Here is a 21,487-nt window from a genome sequence, read left to right on the forward strand (position 1 = left end):
CCATATAACAATAGGGTATCGCAGTGACGGGACATATTAAAATTCTTAACGATCCGGTGGAACTGGTTCCTCTTCTCATAACGTTCAATAATGCCGATTATAAAAAGATCTACGAACTCCTGAACAAAGCCTGGCTGACCGAGGAAGACCTTGCGACATATGCCGGCCCCTCGACGGTGACCGAGTGCCTCTCTATTCTCAAGAAAGGAAACCTGATCGAAGAGCAGTGGCGGATGCCCAAGCCCGGAGAGAAACCGACAAAGGAGTACCGGGCGACATACAGCAAGTTCCGGGCCAGTTTCCAGTGTTCCATGGGCGATATCGGGGATCTGCTGCACATCGCCGTCTCGAACGACGAGGGTCTGCGCACGATCGTGGACTCGGTCGAGCAGGAGATCGTGGCCGGGACCACCTCCATCGGCGATATCTCCCGAAAATACGGGGTCAGCCCTACCTTCATCAAGGGGCTGGCGAAGAGGATCCCCGGTCTCGATGTGAAAGGGCAGGGAATGGTGCTGCTTGACCGACTTCACTGACGACCCTCTTTACGTCATCCTGCGCAGCAAACGCGAGGCCACCCGGTTCCAGATTCTCGTAGAGATCGCCGAACACCAGCCGGCCGTCCGCCAGCAGGAGGTTGCCGCGAAACTCGGTGTGACGCCTCAAGCCGTCTCCGAGTACATCCGGGAGCTGGTGGACGAAGGGCTGGTCGCCGCTCACGGCCGGGGCCGCTACGAGGTGACGAAGAGCGGGATCGAGTGGGTCCTGCGTCACGCCGAGGCGCTCGAGGCGTATGCCCGCCACATCAACCGGGATGTCATCCAGCAGGTGGCGGTCTGGACGGCCATCGCCCGGGACGATATCCGGAAAGGGGATACGGTCGGCGTCTTCATGCAGGACGGGTGGCTCTACGCGACGAGAGAAGAGCAGAGCGCCACCGGCCTCGCGACCATGGACGCGGCACCGGGAGAAGATCTCGGCGTCGCCCAGCTGAACGGCATCATCCAGCACGAAGAGGGGCTCGTTCACGTCTGCAAGGTGCCGAGGGTGGAGCGGGGCGGGTCCCGGCAGGTCAGCACGGATCTTCTCCGGGAGGCCGTCCGGGACGCCGAGATGGTGGGCGCCGTCGGCCTCGAATCCTACGTGGCCCTCAGAAAGGCGGGCATCGAGCCGGATATGTTCTTCGGCTCAAGGGAAGGGGTCGTCGAAGCGGCGTTCCACGGCCGGGAGTGCGCAATTCTTATCGTCGATGAGGAGTTTACCGATTTCCTCAAGCGCCTGGAGACGGTGGGGCTCACCTACACGATCCACGACCTGATCCCGTCATGAAAGTCATCGTCCAGCCCCAGAAAGGCACGTATAAACTGCTGTTCGTCGAAGGCGGCCGCGTCGAAGGTTCGGGTTTCGTCGACCTGGCTGCGACCCCGAAGGGCCGGCGGCCGAAGAATTTCAAGATGCGCCGTCGCGGCAAACAGCTCAAGCCAACCCCTACCCGTGACCTGATCGCCCTGCTGCGCCGTTCCACGGTACTCCTTGCGGCGAAGAGCCCTGAATTCGAGTCGTTCCTTGCCGATCTCCAGATCCCGTCGTCGAGGATAGATATCTGCCGGTTCTGTCAGCTCGAGGACCGGTTCGCGCCGGTCGACAGGGCGACCGGCGTCCGGTACGGCGGGGAATGGATCTGCATGGAGTGCGCAAAGCGCGAGATGCGCCGGGAGCTCGGTTACCTGGGGAAGTTCGGCGGCTCGGTGCTCGTTCACCTGGAGAAACTCCTCGCTCAGATCCGCGATCTCGACCGGGTGCTGGCGTCGGTGGGCCCCGAGCACCCCGACCTGAAGCGGACGCTCTTTGACCGGCTCGAGGCGCACGAGGTTCAGAAAACCGCTCATATCACCGAACTCCCGCTCCCTCCCGCGTTCGCGAAGGCCGCCGGGGTCGAATACCTGATGCCCGTCCAGCAGCTCGCCGTCCAGGACGGGCTTTTAGAGGGGCAGCACCTCCTGGTCGTCTCGGCGACCGCGAGCGGCAAGACCTTCATCGGGGAGATGGCCGGGATGAAGAACTTCCTCGAAGGCCGGGGGAGGACGCTCTTCCTGGTCCCGCTGGTCGCGCTCGCGAACCAGAAGTACCAGCGGTTCCGCGACCGCTACGGCCACCTGGTCCGGGTCACCCTGCAGACCGGGGTGAGCCGTCTCAACCTCCCCGAGACCCGGCCTGCGGGTGACCGGGACGTCAACGCTCCCGTGGTGGTTGGAACCTACGAGGGGATCGACCACGCTCTCCGGACCGGGCGATCCTTAAAGGATATCGGAACCGTCGTCATCGACGAGGTGCAGATGCTCGAGGACCCGGAACGCGGCCACCGTCTCGACGGGCTGATCGCCCGGCTCAAACATGTCGCTCCCGAGGCGCAGTTCCTCTACCTCTCGGCCACGATCGGGGCTCCGGGGCTGCTCGCGGATAAACTCCGGGCAAATCTTGTCCGCTACGCGGACCGGCCGGTTCCGCTCGAACGCCATCTCATCTTCGTCGAGCGAAGCAAGAAGATCAACTTCATCAAGCAGATGGTCGCCGAGGAGTACAAGGTGCGGTCGTCGAAAGGCTACCGGGGCCAGACGATCGTCTTCACCAACTCCCGTGCCCGCTGCCACGTCATCGCCGACGCCCTCGGAAAGAAGGCCGCCCCCTACCATGCGGGGCTGACCTCCCAGGAACGCCGGGACGTGGAGCGGCGGTTCGCGAACGGGGAGATCGCCGCCGTGGTCACGACAGCGGCGCTTGCTGCCGGCGTCGATTTCCCTGCGTCCCAGGTGATCTTCGACGCCCTTGCGATGGGTATCCAGTGGCTCACCGTCCAGGAATTCCACCAGATGATGGGCCGGGCGGGCCGGCCGGACTTCCACGATCTCGGCCGGGTGGTCATCATGGCGGAACCCGGGGGGTCGTACTCACGGACGTCCGGGAAGACCGAGGAGGAGGTCGCCGTCGGCCTTCTGCGAGGCGAGATGGAGGAGGTCGCGCCCGAGTACGACATGGAGCAGAGCACGGAGGAGTTCGTCGCGAACGCCGTGGTCTCGAACGGCGACGAGCAGCAGATCATCAAGATGACCCACACGATGGTCGGGACGCTGGAGCCCGCCCTCCCCACGCTCCTCGACTACGGGCTGGTCCGGCGGCGCGGCGGGCGTATCGAACTCACCGATATGGCCCGGGTGATGGCCGAACATTTCATCGGCGCCGAGCGGTTGATCGAGATCAAGGACCTCGTGCGGCGTATGGACGATGCGGCCGAGATCGTCGCGGAACTCGAGTGCGCCGAAGAGACGACGCCGTAGGGTTTTTTCGGGAACTTGCCCGGAGAAGGTCCCCCTCCCCAAAACCCGCGGTCAGTTGTGTTTTTCAAGTTCTCTTGCCCCCTGTTTCACGTTTCGGGAAATTATAAAGCCCATGTACGGGATTTCCACCGGACATCGCACCTTCGGTGCTCCAGCTCCGTTCCTGCCGGAACGTCGCTTATCGCCACGCACTGCCCCCGCCCCCGGGGCGGGGTGCGACGGGCTGTAGGACCGGAGCATGAGCACCGAAGGTGCGGAGGAGGAGCGCGAAGCGCGGGTGGGGTGGGGGTTACAGACATTCATTCCGACGTGGAGACAGGGGAGGGGGGATGCTCCCCCCTCCCCGTCAGCCCCACCCCCACGTGGCGATAGCCACCACGGTCCACTGTATTGGGACTCTCTTGTCTCAACAGGTCTATTGGCGATCAACAGCACTGCAGTATTCTCAACCATCACTGTAGGTTCACTGGCTCCTCAAACCCCGGCCGGGTACAGCCCAAAACCCTCTCCCTACCGATACCGCTCCAGGTACTCCCGCACCTTCTCCGACTCCACCCAGCCTTCGTCGAGCTGTCTGAGGATTGCCTTGATCTGCCTGACCTGCTCCCGGATCTTCTCCGCTCGCTCGTCGTCGATGAGGTCGGCCATCCCCTGGACGACCTGGAGAGGGTTTCGGATGTGGTCGGTCAGGACGGCGAACTGCTCGATGTTCCTCTCGATCTGCCGGTATGCCTCCATTCTTTCCCGCTCGATCCTCTCCCGCTCTCCCATCTCGCGTTTGAGGCTCTCGTTTGCGGCCCGGAGTTCTTCTGTCCGTTGCGTCACCAGTTCCTCGAGCCGGTAGCGGTAGTCCATCAGTTCCTTCTCGGCCTGCCGTCTCTCCGTCACGTCCCGTGCGATGATGAGGATGGCCGGCGTGCCCCCGAGGGTGATGCGGTGGATGCTCGCCTCGACCGGGATCCGTTCGCCTTCCCGGGGGATCAGGTCGGCGGAATGGAGGCGTTGGTCGCCCTTCTTGAAGTCGCTCCGGATGAGGATGACCGATCCGGGAGCACGGGCGAAGAGTTCGTCGCGGGTATACCCGAGGCACCGGCAGGCAAGCGCGTTCGCATCCAGTATCCGGTAGGGCGTCCCTTCCCTCCCGACGGCGCATACCAGCAGAAAATCGTTCCCGCTCTCGAAGAGGAGGCGGTAGCGGTCCCTGCTCTCCTGGAGGTCGCGCCGGGAACGTTCCAGTTCGCCGAGCATCAGGTTGACCTCTTCGACGAACCGTGAGACGGGATCGCCCCCGACTGCAGGGAGGCGGGGCGGGATACTGCCCGTTGTCCTGATTCCCTCGATGCTTGCATCCATGCCGGCGATGCGGGCGGCCACTTCCCGCTCCTTGAGCCAGACGCCGAGCAGCCCGAAGGCGATGCATACGAGGAGGAGTTCGATGAGCAGGACGCCGGGAGAGGTCAGGACCTCCCTGGAAAGACCAACCGGGAGAACGAGTGCGAGGAATGCCTGATCGCGGGCCCTGGTGATACGGTGGGCCGCAGATGGAAAAGCGGGGAACGAGGGTCGATCGTTGCGGGAGGCCATGACGTTGTACCGAGTCGCATACGTCGGGCAGATCCCTGCCCGTGGCCTGCGGGGCGGACCCGGGAGGTCGCCCGGTCGCCCTGCAGGTATCTACTGTGGCGGTTCCGGCGCGTTTTTTATCCGCGCGTCGTCGTATCCCATGAGGGTGAATCTAACATATAAACATTTCTGATACAGGAGAGATGTTTACAGCGCAAATTCCATTTTTTATCTTGGATGAGGGAGTGTCGCGCGACATCTGGAGACATATGTCGGTCTTTGGTCTGACGTCACCGGGAGCCTACCCGGACCCGGGAATATCTTCCCTGCCGGCTGCACGGGCGCTCCTCCGCATCATCACCGCAAAGATCCCGGTTCCGAGAAGACTTATCGCGCCGCCCACGTAGAAAACGGCGTCGATCCCGATGTAGTCCATGAAGACGCCTCCCATCAGCGGCGCGATGATCATGCCGATCCCGAAGACCGTGTTGTAGGCACCCATCGAGGTTCCCATTCCTATCGTCCGGCCCGCATCGACCGTCAGGGCCATGATGGCCGGCTGCTGGATGGCGCCCCCGATACCGACGAGGGAGGTGATCACGAGCAGGGGGAGAAACGATCCCGAGAACGGAATCGCAGCGATCGCCAACGCTGTTATCGCCGACCCCGTGACGATCAGGGCGACCTTGTTGCCGGTATCGGTTACTCTCCCCATCGGCACCTGGAGGAGCGCCATCAGGAAGGTGTTCGCGGAGAGGACGACGCCCACCTCGGTGGGGCTGATCGCGATGAGCGGGCCGAAGACCGGGATGAAGACCATCATGCCTCCGCGCCCGAGGGCGCTGATGAAGGAGAAGACCATGACCCCCCGCATGATCGGGAGCATGAGGATCTCCCGCATCGGGACGGTGTTTCCTTCCTGAACCGTGAACGTACCGCGTTTTGCCTCCGGGAGGGAGATTCCGACGAGGAGCGTGGCGAACGCCGAGAGGGCGGCCATGACGTAGAAGACCGAGTCCAACCCGAATGCATCATTCAGGAATCCTCCGAGCAGCGGCCCCATCCCCATCCCGAGGAACATCGAGATGGAGAAGTTCCCCATGTGGCTCCCCTCTTTTCCCTTCTCCGAGAGGTCGGCGACGTAGGCCATGGCTATCGGGACGACCATGGCCGACGCGAGGCCGTGGGCGAAGCGGACTGCCGTGAGCGAGTAGACGCTGTCGACGATGATGTAAGCAAGCGACAGGACCGCGTAAGCGAACATGCCGATGAGGATGATCCATTTCCTCCCCCGGCGGTCCGATATCCGGCCGATGACGGGCATGAAGACCGACCGGGAGAGCGCGAAGGCTGAGAAGATGATGCCGAGCCAGATGCCGGTCGCGCCCAGGTTCTCCGCATAGATGGGCAGCAGCGGGCTGACGATGCCGAGCCCGAGCATGGTGGCGAAGACGGAGATGAATAAGACGTTATAGATGCGTTTGGCGGTATTCATGCAGGTTACACTCGAATAAAGATCAGGCCCGCGAATCGGGTCTGCGGAGGTTGTTCTACAGTTGCAGGGAAAAGAGTTGGCGGTACTGCGGCATATATATTGGGTCGCCGGCCGGAATCATGCCCGCCGCGCGACGCAGCACCACCGGTCGTAGAGCGGATCACGCCGGTTCTCGAAGACCTCGGTCTCCCGGCGCTGTCCGATGCACCATTCCTGCACTCTTGCCGCCTCTTCTTCCGTGCCGACGGTGATCAGCGCTTCATCGGTGAGGGCGAGGAGATTGGTGACGATCGATCTCCAGAGGGCCGTGTTGTAGGAGTAGATCTCCCCGACCATGAAGGCCGCCCCGAGAGGCACCGGCGCGATGTAGCGGGACGCCTTCTGCGCGTCGATGCACATGGTGTCGGAGGGCACGAGACGCCCTTTCGAGAGGCCGAGCGCGAGAAGGCCTGGGTCGTTGTCGTATGCGAGCGCCCGCACCCCTCCCGCCCGGAGAGCCGCGGTGCCGACCCCCGACCCGCAGCAGCAGTCGAGGCACGGGGTTCCCGTACGGTCGCCCCAGACCTCATCGAGGAGGTCGCGGATCTTCCCCTCCCGGTCGGGGCGCAGGTCTTCGAGGGCGGGGAACGTGGTCTCCAGCAGTTCCGCACTGTAGTACTCGCGGACCGCCGAGAGCCATGCCTCCCGGCTCTCCTGGTAGATGTCGCCGCCGACCGTCTCGAAGCACTCGATGGCGGCGAGCGTCGGCTCCCGGAAGAGGAACGAGGCGGCGTGCCATCCCTCGTCGTCGTGAAGGGCGAGCGCCATCGGCTCCTCCTTCTCGTCGACCAGAAGACGGGCCTCGTCCGGCACGATCCGGAGCAGCAGGTTCGTGTATGAATCTACCGTCAGGTCCGCGAACGACGGTTCGACCAGCCGGCACCCACCGATCTCGAGGATCTCCGCAACCTTCACGCCGTCCGCCTCTCGATCTTCATGCCGCCCGGCGCGCGGATGACCCCGTCCACGCGTGCGTCCTCGTGCAGGGTGAGACGCTTGCAGGAGACGTTCCCGAGGATATGCACCTCCTGCTCGATCGTCACGTCGCCGTCGCTCTGGATGTCGCCGTGAACGGCCGTACCTCTGGCGACGCTCGCACCGTCGCGCGCATGAAGACTCCCGAAGATCGTCGTCTCCTCCCGGACGGCGATCGAGCCGGCGCGGATGTTCCCGTGCAGCCGGCATCCGGCCCCGACGGCCATCTTCTCCGGGACGGAGAACGTCTGCATGTTGAGGACGGCGCCGCCCGGGATCATCAGCGGCGTGGCACTGGGGGCCTCGTCGTCGCCGAAGAGTTTTTCGAGGACGGAACTCAGTTCTTCTTCCTTCTCGATCCCGAGGACGGCCACGAGGTACATCACGATGTAGATGATGACCGGCATCGGGTTCCTTATGGAGATCCAGCCCTTCGCTTCGAACCCGCGCTCGATCTGGACATTGTCCCCGATATCGAGGTCGCCCTTGACGACCAGCTTGCCCTGGATCTTTACCCCTTCGCCGAGGTAGGCATCCTCCTCGACGACGACGTCCCCGTTGATCTCGCACCAGTTGTCTATTCTGGCGTCGCCGCTCGCAACGATGTTGCCGTTGATCTTGCTGAATTCACAGACCACGACGTCGTTGCCGAAGAGGCCGTAATCGATCCGGCACCGCTCGCCGATGACGATGTCCTGATCGGTCTTGAGCGTCCTCTCCTGGAGCTCGGTATGGTCCGGGAGAGCGCAGCTCTTGATCCAGTCGTGGTCTCCTGTCGTTTCCATTTACCTGGTATAATCTTCATGCGCCATACTTATGACTCTTATTAATTAGATCCAGGACGATCGGCATGAGATCGCGGCCGCGGATACGGTGGAGCCCGCCCTCAGCGCACGAGACCTCGTCGAATCGGTTCGTCCGGTCGGTCCGGACGCCCGGGCCCCTGATGACGACCGGAACCGGGTCGGCGCTGTGATCTTTGACCGAGCAGGGCGTGCTGTGGTCGGCGCAGATGACGATCAGGGTCTCCTTGAGATCGAGCAGCGGCGCGAGCGCCTTATCGATCACTTCGATGAAGTCGCGTTTCTGGATGGCTTTGCCGTCGTGGCCGGCCTCGTCCGCGCCCTTGATGTTCATCAGCACGAAGTCCTTCCGGCCGAGTTCCCCTATCGCCGCCCTCACCTTGGCGTCGAGATCGGAGTCGATCGACCCGGTCGTCCCCGGCACCGGGATGTGCTCGAGCCCCACGACCTTCCCGATCCCGGAGATGAGGGTGGCCGCCGAGATGACGCTCCCGGAGAGCCCGTAGCGCTCGGGGAACTGCGGGAGCGCACCCATCTTCCCGGCGCCCCGGATCAGGAGGAGGTTTCCCGGCGGGAGTCCTTCCTCTATCCGCCGGACGTTTACCGGGTGATCGTAGAGGATCTCTCCCGACTGGCGGATGAACTCGTTGCAGGCATCGGCGGTCTTTCTGTCCGCCGGGTCGTCGGTGCAGGGCCGGATCGTGAGCGGCAGTACTCCTTCTTTCTTCGGGTCGTTCGAGGAGACCTTGTCGCCGAGTCCTTCTCCGACGAGGGCGAGGGCCGCCCGGTGGCCGGCGCCCGCCTCGAACCGGAACTCGAGACCGAGACCCGAGAGGTCGACGTTCTCCCGGATGGCCTCTGCAAGCGGTTCCGTCCCGGAGATCCGGCCGGCCCGGCGGTCGGTGACGAGGCCGTCCGCGTCCACGGTGGCGAAGTTGCACCGAAACCCGATCATCCCGGCGGTCATGTGGATGCCGGTTCCTTCGGCCTCGAGCGGGCCCCGACCGGTGTAGTACTCCTGCGGCGGGTAGCCGAGCAGGGCGAGGTGGGAGGTGTCGGACCCGGGCCGTATCCCGGGCGCGACGGAGTCCATGATCCCGCATACGCCTTCGGCGGCGATCCGGTCGAGAACCGGGGTCCGGGCGGCGCCGAGCGGGGTCAATCCGTCCAGCGCATCGCAGGGGCGGTCGGAGATCCCGTCCAGTACCAGGAAGAGAACCTTCTCAGCAATCATCGAGAACAGGTGAGATCCAGAACGTCATTACTCTTCCCGGTGGGCGGCGGAGATCCAGGTTGCCGGGCAGCCCTTTCCCTTCTGGACGAGTGCCAGGCACCGCTCGATCCGGAGGAGGGCCTCTTCCGCGAGGGTTTCGCTCTCCTCGCGGCACTCCTCCCCGCACCCGAGCATGATGAGGATGTTGGCCGCCATGATTACGTCGGCCGAGAGACACCGGAGTTCTCCGGCGAGTTCCTCGCCGAGGACTCCTCGCATGTCGCACGCGGTGTTGTAGAGCTGGTGCGAGTACCGATCGAGCATCGCGTTCGAGGCGAGAACCCGGGCGCTGCCGCTCTCCCTCTCCCGGAGCTCGTCCCACTCCCGGTGGAACTGGACGAGTATCCTTCTGATGATCCCCCGGGCCATCGTCTCCCGCTCGTCGGGGCCCCGATGGTTTAGCACTACCCGGTTTGTCCGCCGGCCCTTCGCATGCCGCCCTTCGACCATCACCGCCATCACCTCCCTCTCGTATTCCGGCGGGGTATACCCCGTCATAGAGCATATACCCTTCGTGCCGTTTCCGTCGGGTAAGCGAGGGGATGCGAAGGCACGGGGATTGTTTAAAAAAGTGAGCGGCGGGCCTTATACGGCCGCAACCTGCTCCAGTTTGGACTTGGTGAGCTCGACCCGGCGGATCGGGTAGATCGTCTTGACGACCTTGAAGATGTCCCGGGCCATGTCGCCGGAGACGATCTCCTTGACCAGGGTCTCGAAGTCGCTCTCGGCCGCTCTGGCGGCGAGGGCCTGCGAGATTGCCTGCCGTACGGCGTGGACCTGGCTCTGGTCGGCCCTCGAGAGGGTGAGACAGACGACCGTCACCCGCAGGAGTTTCTTATCCTTGCTGACGATCGGGTGGATGGTGTCGATGCGGGATGCCCGCCGCTTGACCATCGACCGGAGGTAGTCCCGGGTCACTTCGTGCCCGACGAACTCGGTGTACGCGGCGTCGCCTGCGACGTTGTTGATCTTGAACCTCATCTTGATGTGGGACTTGGAGTAGTCCTGCACGACTTCGCCGAGCGTCGCGGTCATGACGCGGCCGACCATGTTCTCGGGGTCGGCGGAGATGGCGTCGCCGATCTCGGCTTTGCCGAAGGCGTCGGGTACGTAGACACGGTACCACTTCTTGGCCTTCCAGCCTTCCAACCTTCTTCCAACCTGTTTCTTCTTTGCCATGGTATCACTTCTCTCTATTATCGAATTTTCAGCCCATTTGATCCTGATTCCACTCCGGAACTCTCCAGGCCGCTTACCCGCCGCTTCGATGCGGCGGCGCATACGTCCTCCGCTATCGCCAGGTTCATGAGGTAGTCGTCCACCGAGGCGATGATCGACCTGATCCTGGTTCCGTCGATCTCGGCCCGCACCCCGCCCTCGATCGCGGTAGTCCTGATCAGGGTGAGGTTGTCGGGTTCGAGTGCCGCGGCCACGCAGCCGGGGAGGCTGTGCGGGGTCTCGATGACGCCCTCGATCCGGATCATGCGGGGATCGCCTCCAGGAGTTCCTGCCTGAACCGGTCGGCCTGATCGGCGGCGACCCGGGCGCCGGCTCTCAGACGGTGTCCGCCGCCCTGGCCGCCGCATGCCTCCGCGATCGTTCGCATCACCGCCTCGAGGTCGAGGTCGATGCCCGGGGGGCAGCGTGCCGAGACGGAGCAGTGGTCGCCGATCCTGCCGATGACGAAGACGGGGCCGCTCTGGACGAAATCGTTTGCGAGCGCGTCCGCGACGTCGCTCGCGACTTCTCCGTCGTCCACCGCAAAGAGGGCGACGCGCTCGTCGAGCCGGCGCGCCCCGCGGATGCCGGCGATGACCGCCTGCCGGTAGCGGGCGGTGATCTCCCAGGCTTCCTGGATCGCGTGGCTCGAGCGAAGACAGAGCGATGCGCCGATATCCCCGTTCCCTGCCTTGCCGCAGGCGTCGACGACGGCGGCAAGATTCAGGGCCTCGTCGATCACCTCCCGGCCGAGGCTGTAGGTGGTTCCCCAGATCCCGCAGAGTGCGGAGACCGAGGCGTCCGGGGCGGCCGCGAGGACGATCCGGGTGAGGAGCGACTCGATGTCCATGTCGTCCTCGTCGGTGACCTCTGCAACGAGCGTCCTCGCTCTGTCGGGAACGCCCGAGAACCCGGGGAGGTAGGGGTCGACGGCGAGCGCGAGCTGCTCGACGAGCCCTCTTCCCGGGAGGCGGAGGCCGCGGCGGGGCGTTATGAACCCGTTCGCGATGCCTTCGTTCACAATCTCTTTGTTCGGGCCGTCGAGTGTCTGGCCGTCCCCGATGATCCCGAGGAGCGCGAGCCCCGCGAGATCCCGGTTGTCGCCCATGCGCTGGGCGACGAGGTAGGCCGCGCCGGCCGCCGAGATATCCCGGTCGCCGTCGATTCCGGCGAGGTGCGGGTTGACGTGGTAATCCCCCTCGAAACGGGGCAGGTGGTGATCCACCACCATGACGTCGCCGGGGAGGTCCGTGAGTGCCGATCCGAAGTCGCAGAGAAGCACGCTGCCGTCGCCGGGGAGGTCGTCCGTGGTGATGCCGGGGCGGATCCTCAGCCGGAACCGTCCGCCCTCGCGGAACATGGCGTGGCAGAGTATGGATGCGGCGGCTATACCGTCGGCATCGTGGTGCGCCAGCACCTCCACGAACTCCTGCTCGAGCAGGTGGTCGGCCAGGCTTGCAACAGCGGCGTCAAGCGACATGGGTCATCAGCGGGTGAGCAGGATCTCCGCGGTCTCCGGTTTATAGGTCCAGCCCTTCGGCATCCGTCCGGACTTGACGTAGTACTTGACCAGCCTGCGCACCTTGGACTCGGCGATCTGCAGCTGCCGCTTGTTATGGACGTCTTTGTTGTTCTCCGCAAGGTGTTTCCTGATCCCGAGCGCTTTCTGCATCAGGTTCCGGAGATCTTCGGGGATCTCGGATTCAAGTCCCTTCTCGCGGAGGATCTCGCTTATGCGCTTGCCGGTGGCGAGCTTGACGTCGGGGACGGCGTACCTGTCACGCAGCGCAAGGCCGATCTGGCTGGTCGACATGCCGTCTTTGCGAAGATCGACGATGATCTTCTCGATCTCTGCTATGTCCGTGTTGGACCACTCGGGTGCCTCCTTCCGGTAGGGTCGGACGGAACTGCTGGTTCCGCGACGCCGAGCGTACATTCTTGCCATTCATGCACCTCCGATAGATATACTATGTTAAGTCCAGAAAAGAGTCCTTTAACTGACTAATCTCTGTAATCCCGAGCCCTTGCGGGCAGTGCTTCCGGGAGCACGTCGGACTTACCATAGCCAGCACGTATTCGTGCTGCATCATATTCTCCGGGAGGAATCTTAAGGGTATCGTATGGGTTGCGCGGCCCGCGCCCCCTTCCGGCGACAGGGGGGCGGGTGGGCCGAATGTTTAATCTGCTCCCGGGTCAACATGTATTGGTATCGGTGCGATAGTAGTCTAATGGTAGGACAGGGGCTTCCCAAGCCTCTAGTCCGGGTTCGATCCCCGGCTATCGCATGGGTTTTCCGAACTTTTCTTCCGGGTTTTTCGGGGTCGATCGTTCGATACGGTTCATGGCGCCGCGCGGGTCGAGGACTGCGGTTTTGGTCTCCCTCCGGGTGCGACCCGGCACCAGGGGTTAAACGGTTCTGATCGGCCGACCCAGGCAAATCCGTTCCGATCGTCGCGCCCAATCCGCCGGGCATGACATCCATGGCAGGCCCGGCGATGGAAGGCTTTAGACGATCTTTTAACCTATCGTTCCTCAGCGATGTATCATGATGGGGACTGCCGGTCCGGAAATCATGGCCGATGTGACGCTTGTCGATATTACGCCGGAGAGCATCGTCGATTACGGCGTTTGCGGCTATAAAGACCTGAAAAAGCATCGAGAGCTGCGAAGGAAGATCGACTGGTTCGGGGAATACTACGCGAAAGGCCTGAGGATGAAGGCCCTCGTTTCGAAAGAACACGGCTACCAGGGCATGATCGAGTATATACCCGGCAGGTATGCGCACCGCCCCGTGGATGCGGATGGGTATCTGTTTATCCACTGCATCTTTGTCGGGTTCAGGAAGGAGTTCAAGGGGAAGGGCTATGCCTCCCTCATGATCGACGAGTGCATCCGGGAAGCCAGGGAGGCAGGGATGCATGGCGTTGCGGTCGTCGTGCGGGACGGGCCGTTCATGGCCGGCAGAGATATCTTCGTCAGGAAGGGATTCGTTCCGGCCGATGCGGCGGATCCGGACTTCGAACTGCTGGCCCTCAAATTCAGTCCGGATACGAACGATCCCCGGTTCCGGGATATGAAGAAGCATCTTGAGGAGTACCGTGACGGCTTGTTCGTCATCCGCTCGGTGCAATGCCCGTACACCGAGAAGAACACGAACGCAATCCTCGAGTCCGCGAGGAGCAGGTTCAACCTCAAGGCCACGTTGATCGACCTGGAAGATTCGGATGCCGTTCAGAATTCCCCCTGTGCTTTTGGAACCTTCTGCATCGTGCACGACGGCAAGGTCATCAGCCACCATCCCATCAGCAACACCCGGTTTGAGAATATCATGAAGAAGAGGGTCGGGTAACCGGTTCTCTTCGCTCTCCGGTTATCCGGTCGCCACCGCGGCCCGGCTTGCGCCGGCCCTCGTTTTGGCGAGGATCACCCGGTGCCGTTACGGCCGTCCTCCGGCACCACCTCGAACCGGCAGTGATTGAATCCCATCGAGTAGCACCGGGTCTCGACCGCCGCCGTCGGCCGGCCGTAGTGGCGGGAGAAGAGTGCCCGGAGGATGCCCGAGTCGAACGCGCACGCGGGCCGCCCGGTGACCGGGAGATCGGCGCACTCGAAGCAGTCGTAGACGAGGAGGACGAGCGGTTCCGTCTCCGCGACCTCGATCCGACCGAGACGGTGCTCCTCCCAGAGCCGGGCGATATTCGCGCAGAACGCCCCGGTCTCCGGGGCGGCCACCGCCGGGTAGAGTTCGTCGCCGATCCGCTCCCCGGCCCGGGAGAGGAGGGGGTCGAGGAGGACACCCTCCTGCATGAGCGAGACCCGGATCGTCCGGAACGCGAGCCGGTAGAACGCGTTCGGGTCGCCCGATCCCGCCTGGTACGCCCCCGCATAGGCGGCGAGCGCATCGGCCACCCGCTCGTCCGGCGAGACGCTCGCGACGAGGTCGCCGGCGACGAAGAATATCTTCTTCCGGGAGTCATCAGGGTCTGCCCGGGATCCGATCACGCCCGCCGCCGCCATCTCCTGGAGGTGTACCGAGACCGTCGACTTCGCCCGGCCCGCGAGAGAGACGATCTCCTCGAACGTGCGCTCGCGTTCCCGGAGGGCTGCGAGGATCGTGCGCCGCACCGGGTTCTCGACCGCCCGCGCACCCGCAGGAGTCGAGTAAAGGTCTATCTCCAGGTTTGCCTTCGGCCGTCCGGGTCTCCCCCGGCTGTTCGTCCCCTGCTCCATAGAGTAAAATCGAAAGGGTGATATATCAATTGTTCGGATATACTGGAATGTTCGTATTATATCGAACAAAATGGTGATGACAATGATGGCTACCGAACTTGCCCCCGGCGTCCACTGGGTCGGGGCGATCGACTGGAATCTCCGGGAATACCACGGCTACACCCTCCCGGGAACGACCTACAACGCCTACCTCGTCCGCGGCGAGAAGACGGTGCTGATCGACGGCGCCTACCCCGGGTTCGAGGGCGAAATCCTCGGCCGCGTCGAATCCGTCTGCGACCCGGGAGAGATCGATTACCTCGTCGTGAACCACATCGAGATGGACCATTCCGGCACCCTGCCGGCGTTCGTGCGGCGGATGCCCGACGTCCCGATCTACTGCACGGAGCGGGCCCGCGCCGGGCTTGCCCGCCATTACGACACCACAGGCTGGAATATCCGGGTCGTCAAGTCCGGCGATACCCTCGATCTCGGCGGGAAAACCCTTACGTTCCTCGAGGCGCCGATGCTCCACTGGCCCGACTCGATGTTCACCTATCTCGCCGAGGACGCCATCCTCTTCCCGAACGACGCCTTCGGGCAGCACGTCGCGAGCGCCGCCCGGTTCGACGACGAGCTCGGGCGCGACGCGGCGATGGCCCACGCGCAGAAGTTCTTCGCGAACCTGATCATACCGCTCGCGCCGAAGGTCCTGAAGAAACTCGACGAGGTCGGGGGCCTCGGGATCGATATCAGGATGATCGCGCCGAGCCACGGCGTCATCTGGCGATCGCATGCCGGCGATATCCTCAAGGCCTACACAGACTGGAGCCGGGGCGTCGCGAAAGACAAGGTCACGATCGTCTACGACACCATGCACGGCTCGACCACGATGATGGCGAAGGCGATCGCCGAAGGCGTCATGGCCGAGGGCGCCGACGTCCGGTTCTGCCTTCTCGCCGACGGCCGTTATGAAGGAACGCACCGGAGCGACGTCGTCACGGAGATCCTCGACTCGAAGGCGGTTCTCGTCGGGTCGCCGACGCTCCAGGACGAGGTTCTCCCCACGGTGGCCGGTTTCCTCAGTTACCTCCGCGGGTTACGGCCCGGCCGGTTAGGGACGAAGAAGATCGGGTGCGCGTTCGGGTCCCACGGCGGTATGGGGGGCGCGGTTGCTCAGGCGGAGGCGGCCCTGAAGGCGGCCGGGATCGAGGTGATCGACGGCGGGTTCCAGGTGAACTACCGGCCGGACGGCGACGAACTTACGCGGGCTTACGACCTCGGGCGGAAGGTGGCGAGGGAGATCCGCGTCCGGTGACGCCCGCCCGGACGTTCCGATCGGACCCCCTGAAGCCCGCTCCGTGGGAACCATAATCACGGTTGCCGTTGCCTACACCACGTGGTGCGGCACGAAACGAGTATTCCCCGGGGAGAGGTAGGGGCATGAGGCGCCGCCGCTGGATCGCGCTCTCGCTCCTCGTCAGCGGCGCGGCCCTCGCGGGGCTGCTCGCGGCGACCTTCACGCCGGCAACACGGGCCTACCTCGGGGAGGTCGGCGTCGCCGCCCTCCTCCTCGCCTTCGCGCTCCGGGCCGGATCGATCCTCTGCCGGGTGGTGCGGATCGCGGTCATCTGCCGCGGCCTCGACTACACCGTGCCGTTATCCAGCCTCGCGATCACCCAGAGCCTCTCGCTCTTCGCCGGCTCGGTCACCCCCGGCCAGGTGGGCGGCGAACCCGTACGGATCCACCGGCTCTCCCGGGCCGGGCTCGCCGTCGGGGACGCCGTCACCGTCGTCGTCGCGGAGCGGGTGCTCGACCTCGCGGTCTTTGCCTCGCTCACCTTTGCGGCCCTTCTCGCCGTCCGGCATCTCTGGGATTACCTCGCCGCAACCGTCCTCTACCCGGTGGCGGCCTTCCTCCTTCTCGTCCTCGCCCTTCTCCTCGCGCTCGCCCTCCTGGTCCGCCGCCCTTCTCTCGCGAACCGGGTTATCGGCGGCGCTGCCGTCCGGGTGCTCGACCGGTGCGGCCGGAGCCGACGCTGGCTTCGGTTCTGTCCGGGCTCGGATGGTGCGGAGAGGCTCGTGGAGCGGATTGCCCACGAGACCGAGATCTTTGCCGCGAGTTCTTCCCGGTTTGTGAGGGCCGACCCCCGGGCGCTCGGCGGCGCGATCCTGATCAGCATCCTCGACTGGGTCTTCCTCTTCTCCACGGCGTCGGCGCTGCTCGTCGCTCTCGGCCTGCCGCCGTCCGTTCCCGAGTCGTTTCTCTTCCAGGGCGTCCTCCAGATGATTGCGGCCGTCCCGCTCATCCCCGGCGCGGCGGGGATCGCGGAACTCGGCGCCGCAACGCTGTACAGCCGGATCGTGCCCACCTACCTCCTCGGCCTCTTCGTCGTTCTCTGGCGGCTGATACTCTACTTCCTCAACATCCCGCTCGGCCTCCTCGCGGCGGCTCTTGCGGCGAGGGAGAGGAGCGGCGGTGGGGAGGCGGATCGCCGGGGCACCGAAAACCTATAACCCTTATAAGACCAAAATCTATCTTTTAACGCGGATATGACGAGAAATACCCTGTTCGTGAAACGATCGGAGGACGTTTCGATCTTCTGCCCGGGAGGGTCATGACCACCGATACCGAAATGTATGCCCTCTCGATCATCACCGAGAATCGGGCCGGCGTGTTGCGCGACGTGGCCACGGTGATGGCGGATTACCGGGCGAACATCCAGATGATCCAGCAGTCGATCCTGACCTCCGGCCCGAACACCGGGAAGGCCTACCTCTACTTTGAGTTCGAGGAGTGCGGCAATCATGGCAAACTCATCGCCGATCTCGCGCGGGTTCCGTCCGTCGTCGACGTCACCATCTACCCGCCGTTCTCCCGGATATTCGGATCACGGGTGATCATCATCGGCGGCGGCGCGCAGGTGGCGCAGGTGGCGATGGGTGCCGTGAACGAGGCGGACCGCCACAACATCCGCGGCGAGCGGATATCGGTGGACACGATCCCGCTCGTCGGTGAGCAGAACCTGGCGCTCGCCGTCGATGCGGTGGCGCGGCTCCCCCGGGCGTCGATCCTGGTGCTCGCCGGGTCGCTGATGGGCGGCGAGGTTTCGCGGGCGGTGGAACGGGTCAGGGCGGCGGGCATCCCGGTGATCGCGCTCAAGATGGCCGGGAGCGTTCCTTCGCACGCCGATCTGGTCGTGACCGACCCGATCCAGGCCGGGGTCTTTGCCGTGATGCACGTCAGCGGCAAGGCCGTCTTCGATATCAACCGCGTGCGGGGGCGTGAGTTCTGATGGACCCGATCGATATGGCCGTCCGGGTGCTCTCGCGCGACGGGCTCGTCGTCTACCCCACCGAGACGGTCTACGGCCTCGGGGCGGACGCTCTCTCGGAGGACGCGGTGATGCGGGTGTACGAGGCCAAGAACCGGCCGGTGGGCAAACCGATATCGGTCGCGGTCTCGGATATGGAGATGCTCGACGCCGTCGCGGTGGTGGACGATGCAGCGAGGGCGTTCATCGAGCGGTTCCTGCCCGGCCCGGTGACGGTGCTCCTCCCGGTGAAGTCCTGCCTGCCGGCGGTGCTGACGGGCGGGACCGGCCTCATCGGGGTCCGGTGGCCCGACCACGAGATCGCCCTTGCCATCATCTCGCGGCTCGATGCGCCGATCACGTCCACCAGCGCGAACATCTCCGACGATATAGCGCCGACCCGTCCCGAAGAGGTCTCCGTCCCCCACGACTACCTGGTCGACGGCGGGGAACTCCGCGGGACGCCGAGCACGGTGGTGGACCTCCCCGCCCGGCGCATCCTGCGCAAGGGCGCGGAGTGGGAAACGGTGGAAGCGTTCCTGGAGACCCTGGGGTGATTCATGCAACCGGTACGACTCCGTGACTTCATCGAGGACCGCGAGGGTTGCCTCTATGCGGTCTCGAACTACGACAACGCCGACCGGATCGGGTGCATCCTCCGCTACGTCCCCGACGCGGCCGGGGAGCGGACGAACCTCGCCGGCCGCCGATACCATAAATACGATTTTGCCGAGTCTTTCGACTGGGTTCGGGCGCACAGGCCGGAGTACCTGGACGGCGTTCACCGGGTGCCCTACTGCGACGTGGCCCGGGTCTACAAGCCCGAGGAGGAGATCGACGGCGTGGCGGCGCGGAACAAACGGGTGGCGCGGCTCCTCGCTCACCTGACCCTCCCGGCGGGCTCGTTCGGGTGCACGGGTTCGCTCCTCTGCGGCCTCGAGAACGACGCTTCCGACATCGACCTGGTAGTCTACGGCGACGCCTGGTTCGTCGCCCAGCGCCGGCTCCGCGACCTCGTGGAGAGGGGGGTGATCCCCGCGATGAGCACCGCGATGTGGCGGAAGGTCTACGACAAGCGGGTGCCCGAGATATCGTTCGACGCCTTCGTCCTGCACGAGCAGCGGAAGTGGAACCGGGGCGAGTTCGAGGGAACCTACTTCGACCTCCTCTACACCCGCGCCTACGAAAACCTTGACGCGGTTCCGGCCGGCGCGGGGAAGGTTCTCGGCCGGGCGACGATCGAGGCGACGGTCACGGACGCGTCGCTCTCCTTCGACAGCCCGGCGGTCTACGCGACGGACCACGACGAGATCTCGCGGGTCCTCTCCTTCACCCACACCTACTCGGGCCAGGCGCTCGCGGGGGAGGTCGTCGAGGCGAAGGGCGTCGTGGAGGAGCACGGCGACGAGCGGTGGCTGATCGTCGGGACGACCCGCGAGGCGAAGGGCGAGTACATCGTCTCGAAGACGCTGCTCGAGAGTTCGGGACGCTGACGTTTTTTGCGCATCCTATTATCGGCTCACGCGGAGACGCGAAGAATAGTTGATGAGTGTTCCAGTCCCCTTCGCGTCTTTCGCGCGAGGCCGTATCGTTATCTCCACAATCCACTCACGCGAAGACCGGTTGACAGGTAGGGTAACGCTCCTTCACACCTAACGGTGCTCATGCTCCTGCCATTCTGGCAGTCGCACTTCGCGGCTTCGCGCTCTTCGCGTGAGGCCGTGCCGTCATTTCCGTAATTCTATGTCTGGACTCGTCAGAAGAGGTCGGAGAGCCGCCGCGGCCCGGCGGTGCACCGCTCGAGGTGCGGGCAGCCCTCGCAGGGCGCCCGGAGGGGCCGGGGCGGGAGTTCGCCCGCGACCACCCTCTTTGCCGCCCGGATCGCCTTGATCATCTCCCGCCGGTCCCGGGGCTGGGGCTCGACGTAGCGGCAGACGCCGCTTGCGACGTACTCGACGTAGCCGCCGGCGACGGGGCGGCCGAGCGTCTCTTTGAGGCATGCGACGTAGCAGGCGACCCGGAGCCGGTCGGTGCCGTAGACCCCGGCCTTCGGGGCGGTGCTCGACCGGGCGACGGCGAAGGTGCCGTCCTCGAAGATTTTATCGACTCTTCCCCGGATGCCGAGGGTGTCGGACTCGACGGCGAGGTCGACCTGGACGGGCCGCTGCCACGCGGTCTCACTGCAGGCGGCGACGCATTCGTCGAGGAGTTCCCGGACGTCCTCCGTCGCTTCGGGGAGGACGCAGAGGACCTCCCGCCAGATCTGCTCCGCCTCGAGGAGTTCGCCGAGGTGCGTCGAGACCTGTTTGCAGACGGTGTAGCGCGGCAACTCCGGGTGCTCCTCCGAGCGCTCGAAGTAGTAGCGACGGGGGCAGATGTGGCAGGCGACGACGCCGGATACCGGGATGTAGTCGGTCATTGGCAGGGTTCCGTTTGAGAGGAACTACGCCCTCCCGCTATTTAGCGGGGTATGCTCCGCACCGGCCCCCCGGCCGACCAAGACCAACTCTTATGCCGGAGGGGGTCACAGAAGAAGGGTATGGCAAACCGCGAGATATCGGTTAACATCCCCGGCAACCTCGACCCGGTCTACTCCAACCGCATCCAGATCGCCTACAAGGAGGACGAGTTCACGTTCCTCTTCCTGCACGAGATCCCCGGCATGAACCAGGCGCGGGGGAAGGCAATCGTCTCGATCAGCCCCCGGCACGCGAAGAACCTGGTGGAGGTGCTCGCGAAGAGCGTCGCCGACTACGAGCAGAAGTTCGGCAAGATAACCGCCCCGGAGGCCGCCGCACAGCAGGAGAGCAACGTCACCATCCGGGGGTACTCCTGAACGGGACCGGACCGGCAGGCTCCCGGCAGGTGATACCTTTTTAATTCCGGACGTGTAATATTCTAGGGCAGTTGCCGCTGTGGCTTAGCGGTATAGCGGCTGATTCGTAATCAGCAGGTCGGGGGTTCAAGTCCCCCCAGCGGCTTTGCTTTTTGTTGAAGGTTCAAGTCTCTTTTCGAAAACGTTTCTGTATCCGTAAGTCTATTCTGGATCCCAAGCAAGGTCGTAACGGTGATGGCGGGGGGATAGGCGAATGGCAAGGCGTGGACACACCTCCGTGTTTATGGAACATGCTATTTGGGAAAAACGTTGATTTTGCTTTGGCAAATGCCTACACGAGTCCTCTCACGGCTGAGTTATCCTATCCCCCGAGAGGAACGGCTCATTATCTCAATGAAAAATTGAAAACTGGTTGCAAATTTGAGTC

General features: G+C 64.1%; 22 protein-coding genes and 2 tRNA genes. 12 read left to right on the forward strand and 12 right to left on the reverse strand.

Annotated features, from left to right (window positions below; genetic code table 11):
* Window positions 1-23: 23 nt before the first annotated feature.
* From SZ63_RS01075 to SZ63_RS01085, 3 genes are read left to right on the forward strand one after another with little or no spacing between them, the layout of a single operon-like run.
* Window positions 24-536, forward strand: coding sequence for an ArsR family transcriptional regulator (locus SZ63_RS01075; RefSeq protein WP_048179758.1), 513 nt, complete (start codon window positions 24-26; stop codon window positions 534-536).
* Window positions 520-1,329 carry a DUF7839 domain-containing protein gene (locus SZ63_RS01080; protein ID WP_048179760.1) on the forward strand — a complete coding sequence of 270 codons (810 nt, stop codon included), beginning with the start codon at window positions 520-522 and terminating at the stop codon, window positions 1,327-1,329. Before SZ63_RS01075 ends, SZ63_RS01080 begins: the two co-directional genes overlap by 17 nt.
* Window positions 1,326-3,335: a DEAD/DEAH box helicase gene (locus tag SZ63_RS01085; protein WP_048179763.1), complete on the forward strand. Its 2,010-nt coding sequence runs from the start codon at window positions 1,326-1,328 to the stop codon at window positions 3,333-3,335. Before SZ63_RS01080 ends, SZ63_RS01085 begins: the two co-directional genes overlap by 4 nt.
* Window positions 3,336-3,845: 510 nt before the next feature.
* Here the strand turns inward: SZ63_RS01085 and SZ63_RS01090 are convergent.
* From SZ63_RS01090 to SZ63_RS01135, 10 genes are all read right to left on the reverse strand, one after another.
* A complete protein-coding gene (locus SZ63_RS01090; RefSeq protein ID WP_048179766.1) occupies window positions 3,846-4,919 on the reverse strand; it encodes a PAS domain S-box protein in 1,074 nt (357 codons plus the stop codon).
* Between the two features lie 280 nt (window positions 4,920-5,199).
* The gene (locus SZ63_RS01095; protein ID WP_048179769.1) at window positions 5,200-6,393 is read right to left on the reverse strand and encodes an MFS transporter; all 1,194 of its coding nucleotides are present in this window, start codon (window positions 6,391-6,393) and stop codon (window positions 5,200-5,202) included.
* 117 nt (window positions 6,394-6,510) lie between these two features.
* The gene (locus SZ63_RS01100) at window positions 6,511-7,347 is read right to left on the reverse strand and encodes a class I SAM-dependent methyltransferase (RefSeq protein WP_048179772.1); all 837 of its coding nucleotides are present in this window, start codon (window positions 7,345-7,347) and stop codon (window positions 6,511-6,513) included.
* Window positions 7,344-8,192 carry a polymer-forming cytoskeletal protein gene (locus tag SZ63_RS01105; RefSeq protein WP_048179775.1) on the reverse strand — a complete coding sequence of 283 codons (849 nt, stop codon included), beginning with the start codon at window positions 8,190-8,192 and terminating at the stop codon, window positions 7,344-7,346. Before SZ63_RS01105 ends, SZ63_RS01100 begins: the two co-directional genes overlap by 4 nt.
* A gap of 16 nt (window positions 8,193-8,208) precedes the next feature.
* Window positions 8,209-9,444 (reverse strand): 2,3-bisphosphoglycerate-independent phosphoglycerate mutase, encoded by a 1,236-nt coding sequence (locus SZ63_RS01110; RefSeq protein WP_048179777.1) that lies wholly within the window; start codon window positions 9,442-9,444, stop codon window positions 8,209-8,211.
* A 27-nt stretch (window positions 9,445-9,471) separates the two neighbouring features.
* The gene (locus SZ63_RS01115; RefSeq protein WP_048179781.1) at window positions 9,472-9,981 is read right to left on the reverse strand and encodes a hypothetical protein; all 510 of its coding nucleotides are present in this window, start codon (window positions 9,979-9,981) and stop codon (window positions 9,472-9,474) included.
* Between the two features lie 87 nt (window positions 9,982-10,068).
* Window positions 10,069-10,662 (reverse strand): 30S ribosomal protein S3ae, encoded by a 594-nt coding sequence (locus tag SZ63_RS01120; protein WP_048179784.1) that lies wholly within the window; start codon window positions 10,660-10,662, stop codon window positions 10,069-10,071.
* Window positions 10,663-10,679: 17 nt separating this feature from the next.
* Window positions 10,680-10,967 carry a KEOPS complex subunit Pcc1 gene (locus SZ63_RS01125; protein ID WP_048179788.1) on the reverse strand — a complete coding sequence of 96 codons (288 nt, stop codon included), beginning with the start codon at window positions 10,965-10,967 and terminating at the stop codon, window positions 10,680-10,682.
* Window positions 10,964-12,181 (reverse strand): single-stranded-DNA-specific exonuclease RecJ, encoded by a 1,218-nt coding sequence (locus tag SZ63_RS01130; protein ID WP_048179791.1) that lies wholly within the window; start codon window positions 12,179-12,181, stop codon window positions 10,964-10,966. The genes SZ63_RS01125 and SZ63_RS01130 overlap by 4 nt, the downstream gene beginning before the upstream one ends.
* A 6-nt stretch (window positions 12,182-12,187) precedes the next feature.
* Entirely contained in the window at window positions 12,188-12,646 is a 459-nt protein-coding gene (locus SZ63_RS01135) for a 30S ribosomal protein S15 (RefSeq protein WP_048179795.1), read from the reverse strand.
* A gap of 269 nt (window positions 12,647-12,915) precedes the next feature.
* Here SZ63_RS01135 and SZ63_RS01140 point away from each other — a divergent pair.
* Together SZ63_RS01140 and SZ63_RS01145 are read left to right on the forward strand one after the other, a co-directional pair.
* A tRNA-Gly gene (locus SZ63_RS01140) sits at window positions 12,916-12,986 on the forward strand.
* A 260-nt stretch (window positions 12,987-13,246) separates the two neighbouring features.
* The gene (locus SZ63_RS01145) at window positions 13,247-14,050 is read left to right on the forward strand and encodes a GNAT family N-acetyltransferase (RefSeq protein ID WP_241481213.1); all 804 of its coding nucleotides are present in this window, start codon (window positions 13,247-13,249) and stop codon (window positions 14,048-14,050) included.
* A 74-nt stretch (window positions 14,051-14,124) separates the two neighbouring features.
* Here the strand turns inward: SZ63_RS01145 and SZ63_RS01150 are convergent, their stop codons facing one another.
* Window positions 14,125-14,931 (reverse strand): V4R domain-containing protein, encoded by an 807-nt coding sequence (locus SZ63_RS01150; protein WP_048179801.1) that lies wholly within the window; start codon window positions 14,929-14,931, stop codon window positions 14,125-14,127.
* An 82-nt stretch (window positions 14,932-15,013) separates the two neighbouring features.
* On the opposite strand from SZ63_RS01150, the gene SZ63_RS01155 reads away from it, so the two are divergent.
* The 5 genes from SZ63_RS01155 (at window position 15,014) to SZ63_RS01175 (ending at window position 19,717) form a co-directional block, all read left to right on the forward strand.
* Window positions 15,014-16,228: an FprA family A-type flavoprotein gene (locus SZ63_RS01155; RefSeq protein ID WP_048180755.1), complete on the forward strand. Its 1,215-nt coding sequence runs from the start codon at window positions 15,014-15,016 to the stop codon at window positions 16,226-16,228.
* Between the two features lie 125 nt (window positions 16,229-16,353).
* Window positions 16,354-17,427, forward strand: coding sequence for a lysylphosphatidylglycerol synthase transmembrane domain-containing protein (locus tag SZ63_RS01160; RefSeq protein WP_048179804.1), 1,074 nt, complete (start codon window positions 16,354-16,356; stop codon window positions 17,425-17,427).
* A 101-nt stretch (window positions 17,428-17,528) separates the two neighbouring features.
* On the forward strand, window positions 17,529-18,206 hold the full coding sequence (locus tag SZ63_RS01165; protein WP_048179805.1) for a DUF5612 domain-containing protein: 678 nt from the start codon (window positions 17,529-17,531) through the stop codon (window positions 18,204-18,206).
* Window positions 18,206-18,781, forward strand: coding sequence for an L-threonylcarbamoyladenylate synthase (locus SZ63_RS01170; protein ID WP_048179809.1), 576 nt, complete (start codon window positions 18,206-18,208; stop codon window positions 18,779-18,781). Before SZ63_RS01165 ends, SZ63_RS01170 begins: the two co-directional genes overlap by 1 nt.
* 3 nt (window positions 18,782-18,784) lie before the next feature.
* Window positions 18,785-19,717, forward strand: a complete 933-nt coding sequence (locus tag SZ63_RS01175; RefSeq protein ID WP_048179812.1) for a DNA polymerase subunit beta — start codon at window positions 18,785-18,787, stop codon at window positions 19,715-19,717.
* A gap of 263 nt (window positions 19,718-19,980) precedes the next feature.
* Here SZ63_RS01175 and SZ63_RS01180 read toward each other — a convergent pair whose 3' ends face one another.
* Window positions 19,981-20,643: a CRISPR-associated protein Cas4 gene (locus SZ63_RS01180; protein ID WP_048179815.1), complete on the reverse strand. Its 663-nt coding sequence runs from the start codon at window positions 20,641-20,643 to the stop codon at window positions 19,981-19,983.
* A gap of 120 nt (window positions 20,644-20,763) precedes the next feature.
* On the opposite strand from SZ63_RS01180, the gene SZ63_RS01185 reads away from it, so the two are divergent.
* A complete protein-coding gene (locus SZ63_RS01185) occupies window positions 20,764-21,060 on the forward strand; it encodes a DUF3467 domain-containing protein (protein WP_048063718.1) in 297 nt (98 codons plus the stop codon).
* 73 nt (window positions 21,061-21,133) lie between these two features.
* Window positions 21,134-21,205, forward strand: a tRNA-Thr gene (locus SZ63_RS01190).
* The last annotated feature ends 282 nt before the right edge of the window (window positions 21,206-21,487 follow it).

Source organism: Methanoculleus sediminis, assembly GCF_001017125.1.
GTDB lineage: Archaea > Halobacteriota > Methanomicrobia > Methanomicrobiales > Methanoculleaceae > Methanoculleus > Methanoculleus sediminis.

Excerpts from the sequence above, each read along its gene's own strand:
- SZ63_RS01085 (WP_048179763.1), top strand. The coding sequence starts at position 1,326 with ATGAAAGTCATCGTCCAGCCCCAGAAAGGCACGTATAAACTGCTGTTC.
- SZ63_RS01090 (WP_048179766.1), bottom strand. The coding sequence starts at position 4,919 with ATGGCCTCCCGCAACGATCGACCCTCGTTCCCCGCTTTTCCATCTGCG.
- SZ63_RS01095 (WP_048179769.1), bottom strand. The coding sequence starts at position 6,393 with ATGAATACCGCCAAACGCATCTATAACGTCTTATTCATCTCCGTCTTC.
- SZ63_RS01105 (WP_048179775.1), bottom strand. The coding sequence starts at position 8,192 with ATGGAAACGACAGGAGACCACGACTGGATCAAGAGCTGCGCTCTCCCG.
- SZ63_RS01110 (WP_048179777.1), bottom strand. The coding sequence starts at position 9,444 with ATGATTGCTGAGAAGGTTCTCTTCCTGGTACTGGACGGGATCTCCGAC.
- SZ63_RS01115 (WP_048179781.1), bottom strand. The coding sequence starts at position 9,981 with ATGACGGGGTATACCCCGCCGGAATACGAGAGGGAGGTGATGGCGGTG.
- SZ63_RS01120 (WP_048179784.1), bottom strand. The coding sequence starts at position 10,662 with ATGGCAAAGAAGAAACAGGTTGGAAGAAGGTTGGAAGGCTGGAAGGCC.
- SZ63_RS01125 (WP_048179788.1), bottom strand. The coding sequence starts at position 10,967 with ATGATCCGGATCGAGGGCGTCATCGAGACCCCGCACAGCCTCCCCGGC.
- SZ63_RS01130 (WP_048179791.1), bottom strand. The coding sequence starts at position 12,181 with ATGTCGCTTGACGCCGCTGTTGCAAGCCTGGCCGACCACCTGCTCGAG.
- SZ63_RS01135 (WP_048179795.1), bottom strand. The coding sequence starts at position 12,646 with ATGGCAAGAATGTACGCTCGGCGTCGCGGAACCAGCAGTTCCGTCCGA.
- SZ63_RS01145 (WP_241481213.1), top strand. The coding sequence starts at position 13,247 with ATGATGGGGACTGCCGGTCCGGAAATCATGGCCGATGTGACGCTTGTC.
- SZ63_RS01150 (WP_048179801.1), bottom strand. The coding sequence starts at position 14,931 with ATGGAGCAGGGGACGAACAGCCGGGGGAGACCCGGACGGCCGAAGGCA.
- SZ63_RS01155 (WP_048180755.1), top strand. The coding sequence starts at position 15,014 with ATGATGGCTACCGAACTTGCCCCCGGCGTCCACTGGGTCGGGGCGATC.
- SZ63_RS01160 (WP_048179804.1), top strand. The coding sequence starts at position 16,354 with ATGAGGCGCCGCCGCTGGATCGCGCTCTCGCTCCTCGTCAGCGGCGCG.
- SZ63_RS01165 (WP_048179805.1), top strand. The coding sequence starts at position 17,529 with ATGACCACCGATACCGAAATGTATGCCCTCTCGATCATCACCGAGAAT.
- SZ63_RS01170 (WP_048179809.1), top strand. The coding sequence starts at position 18,206 with ATGGACCCGATCGATATGGCCGTCCGGGTGCTCTCGCGCGACGGGCTC.
- SZ63_RS01175 (WP_048179812.1), top strand. The coding sequence starts at position 18,785 with ATGCAACCGGTACGACTCCGTGACTTCATCGAGGACCGCGAGGGTTGC.
- SZ63_RS01180 (WP_048179815.1), bottom strand. The coding sequence starts at position 20,643 with ATGACCGACTACATCCCGGTATCCGGCGTCGTCGCCTGCCACATCTGC.
- SZ63_RS01185 (WP_048063718.1), top strand. The coding sequence starts at position 20,764 with ATGGCAAACCGCGAGATATCGGTTAACATCCCCGGCAACCTCGACCCG.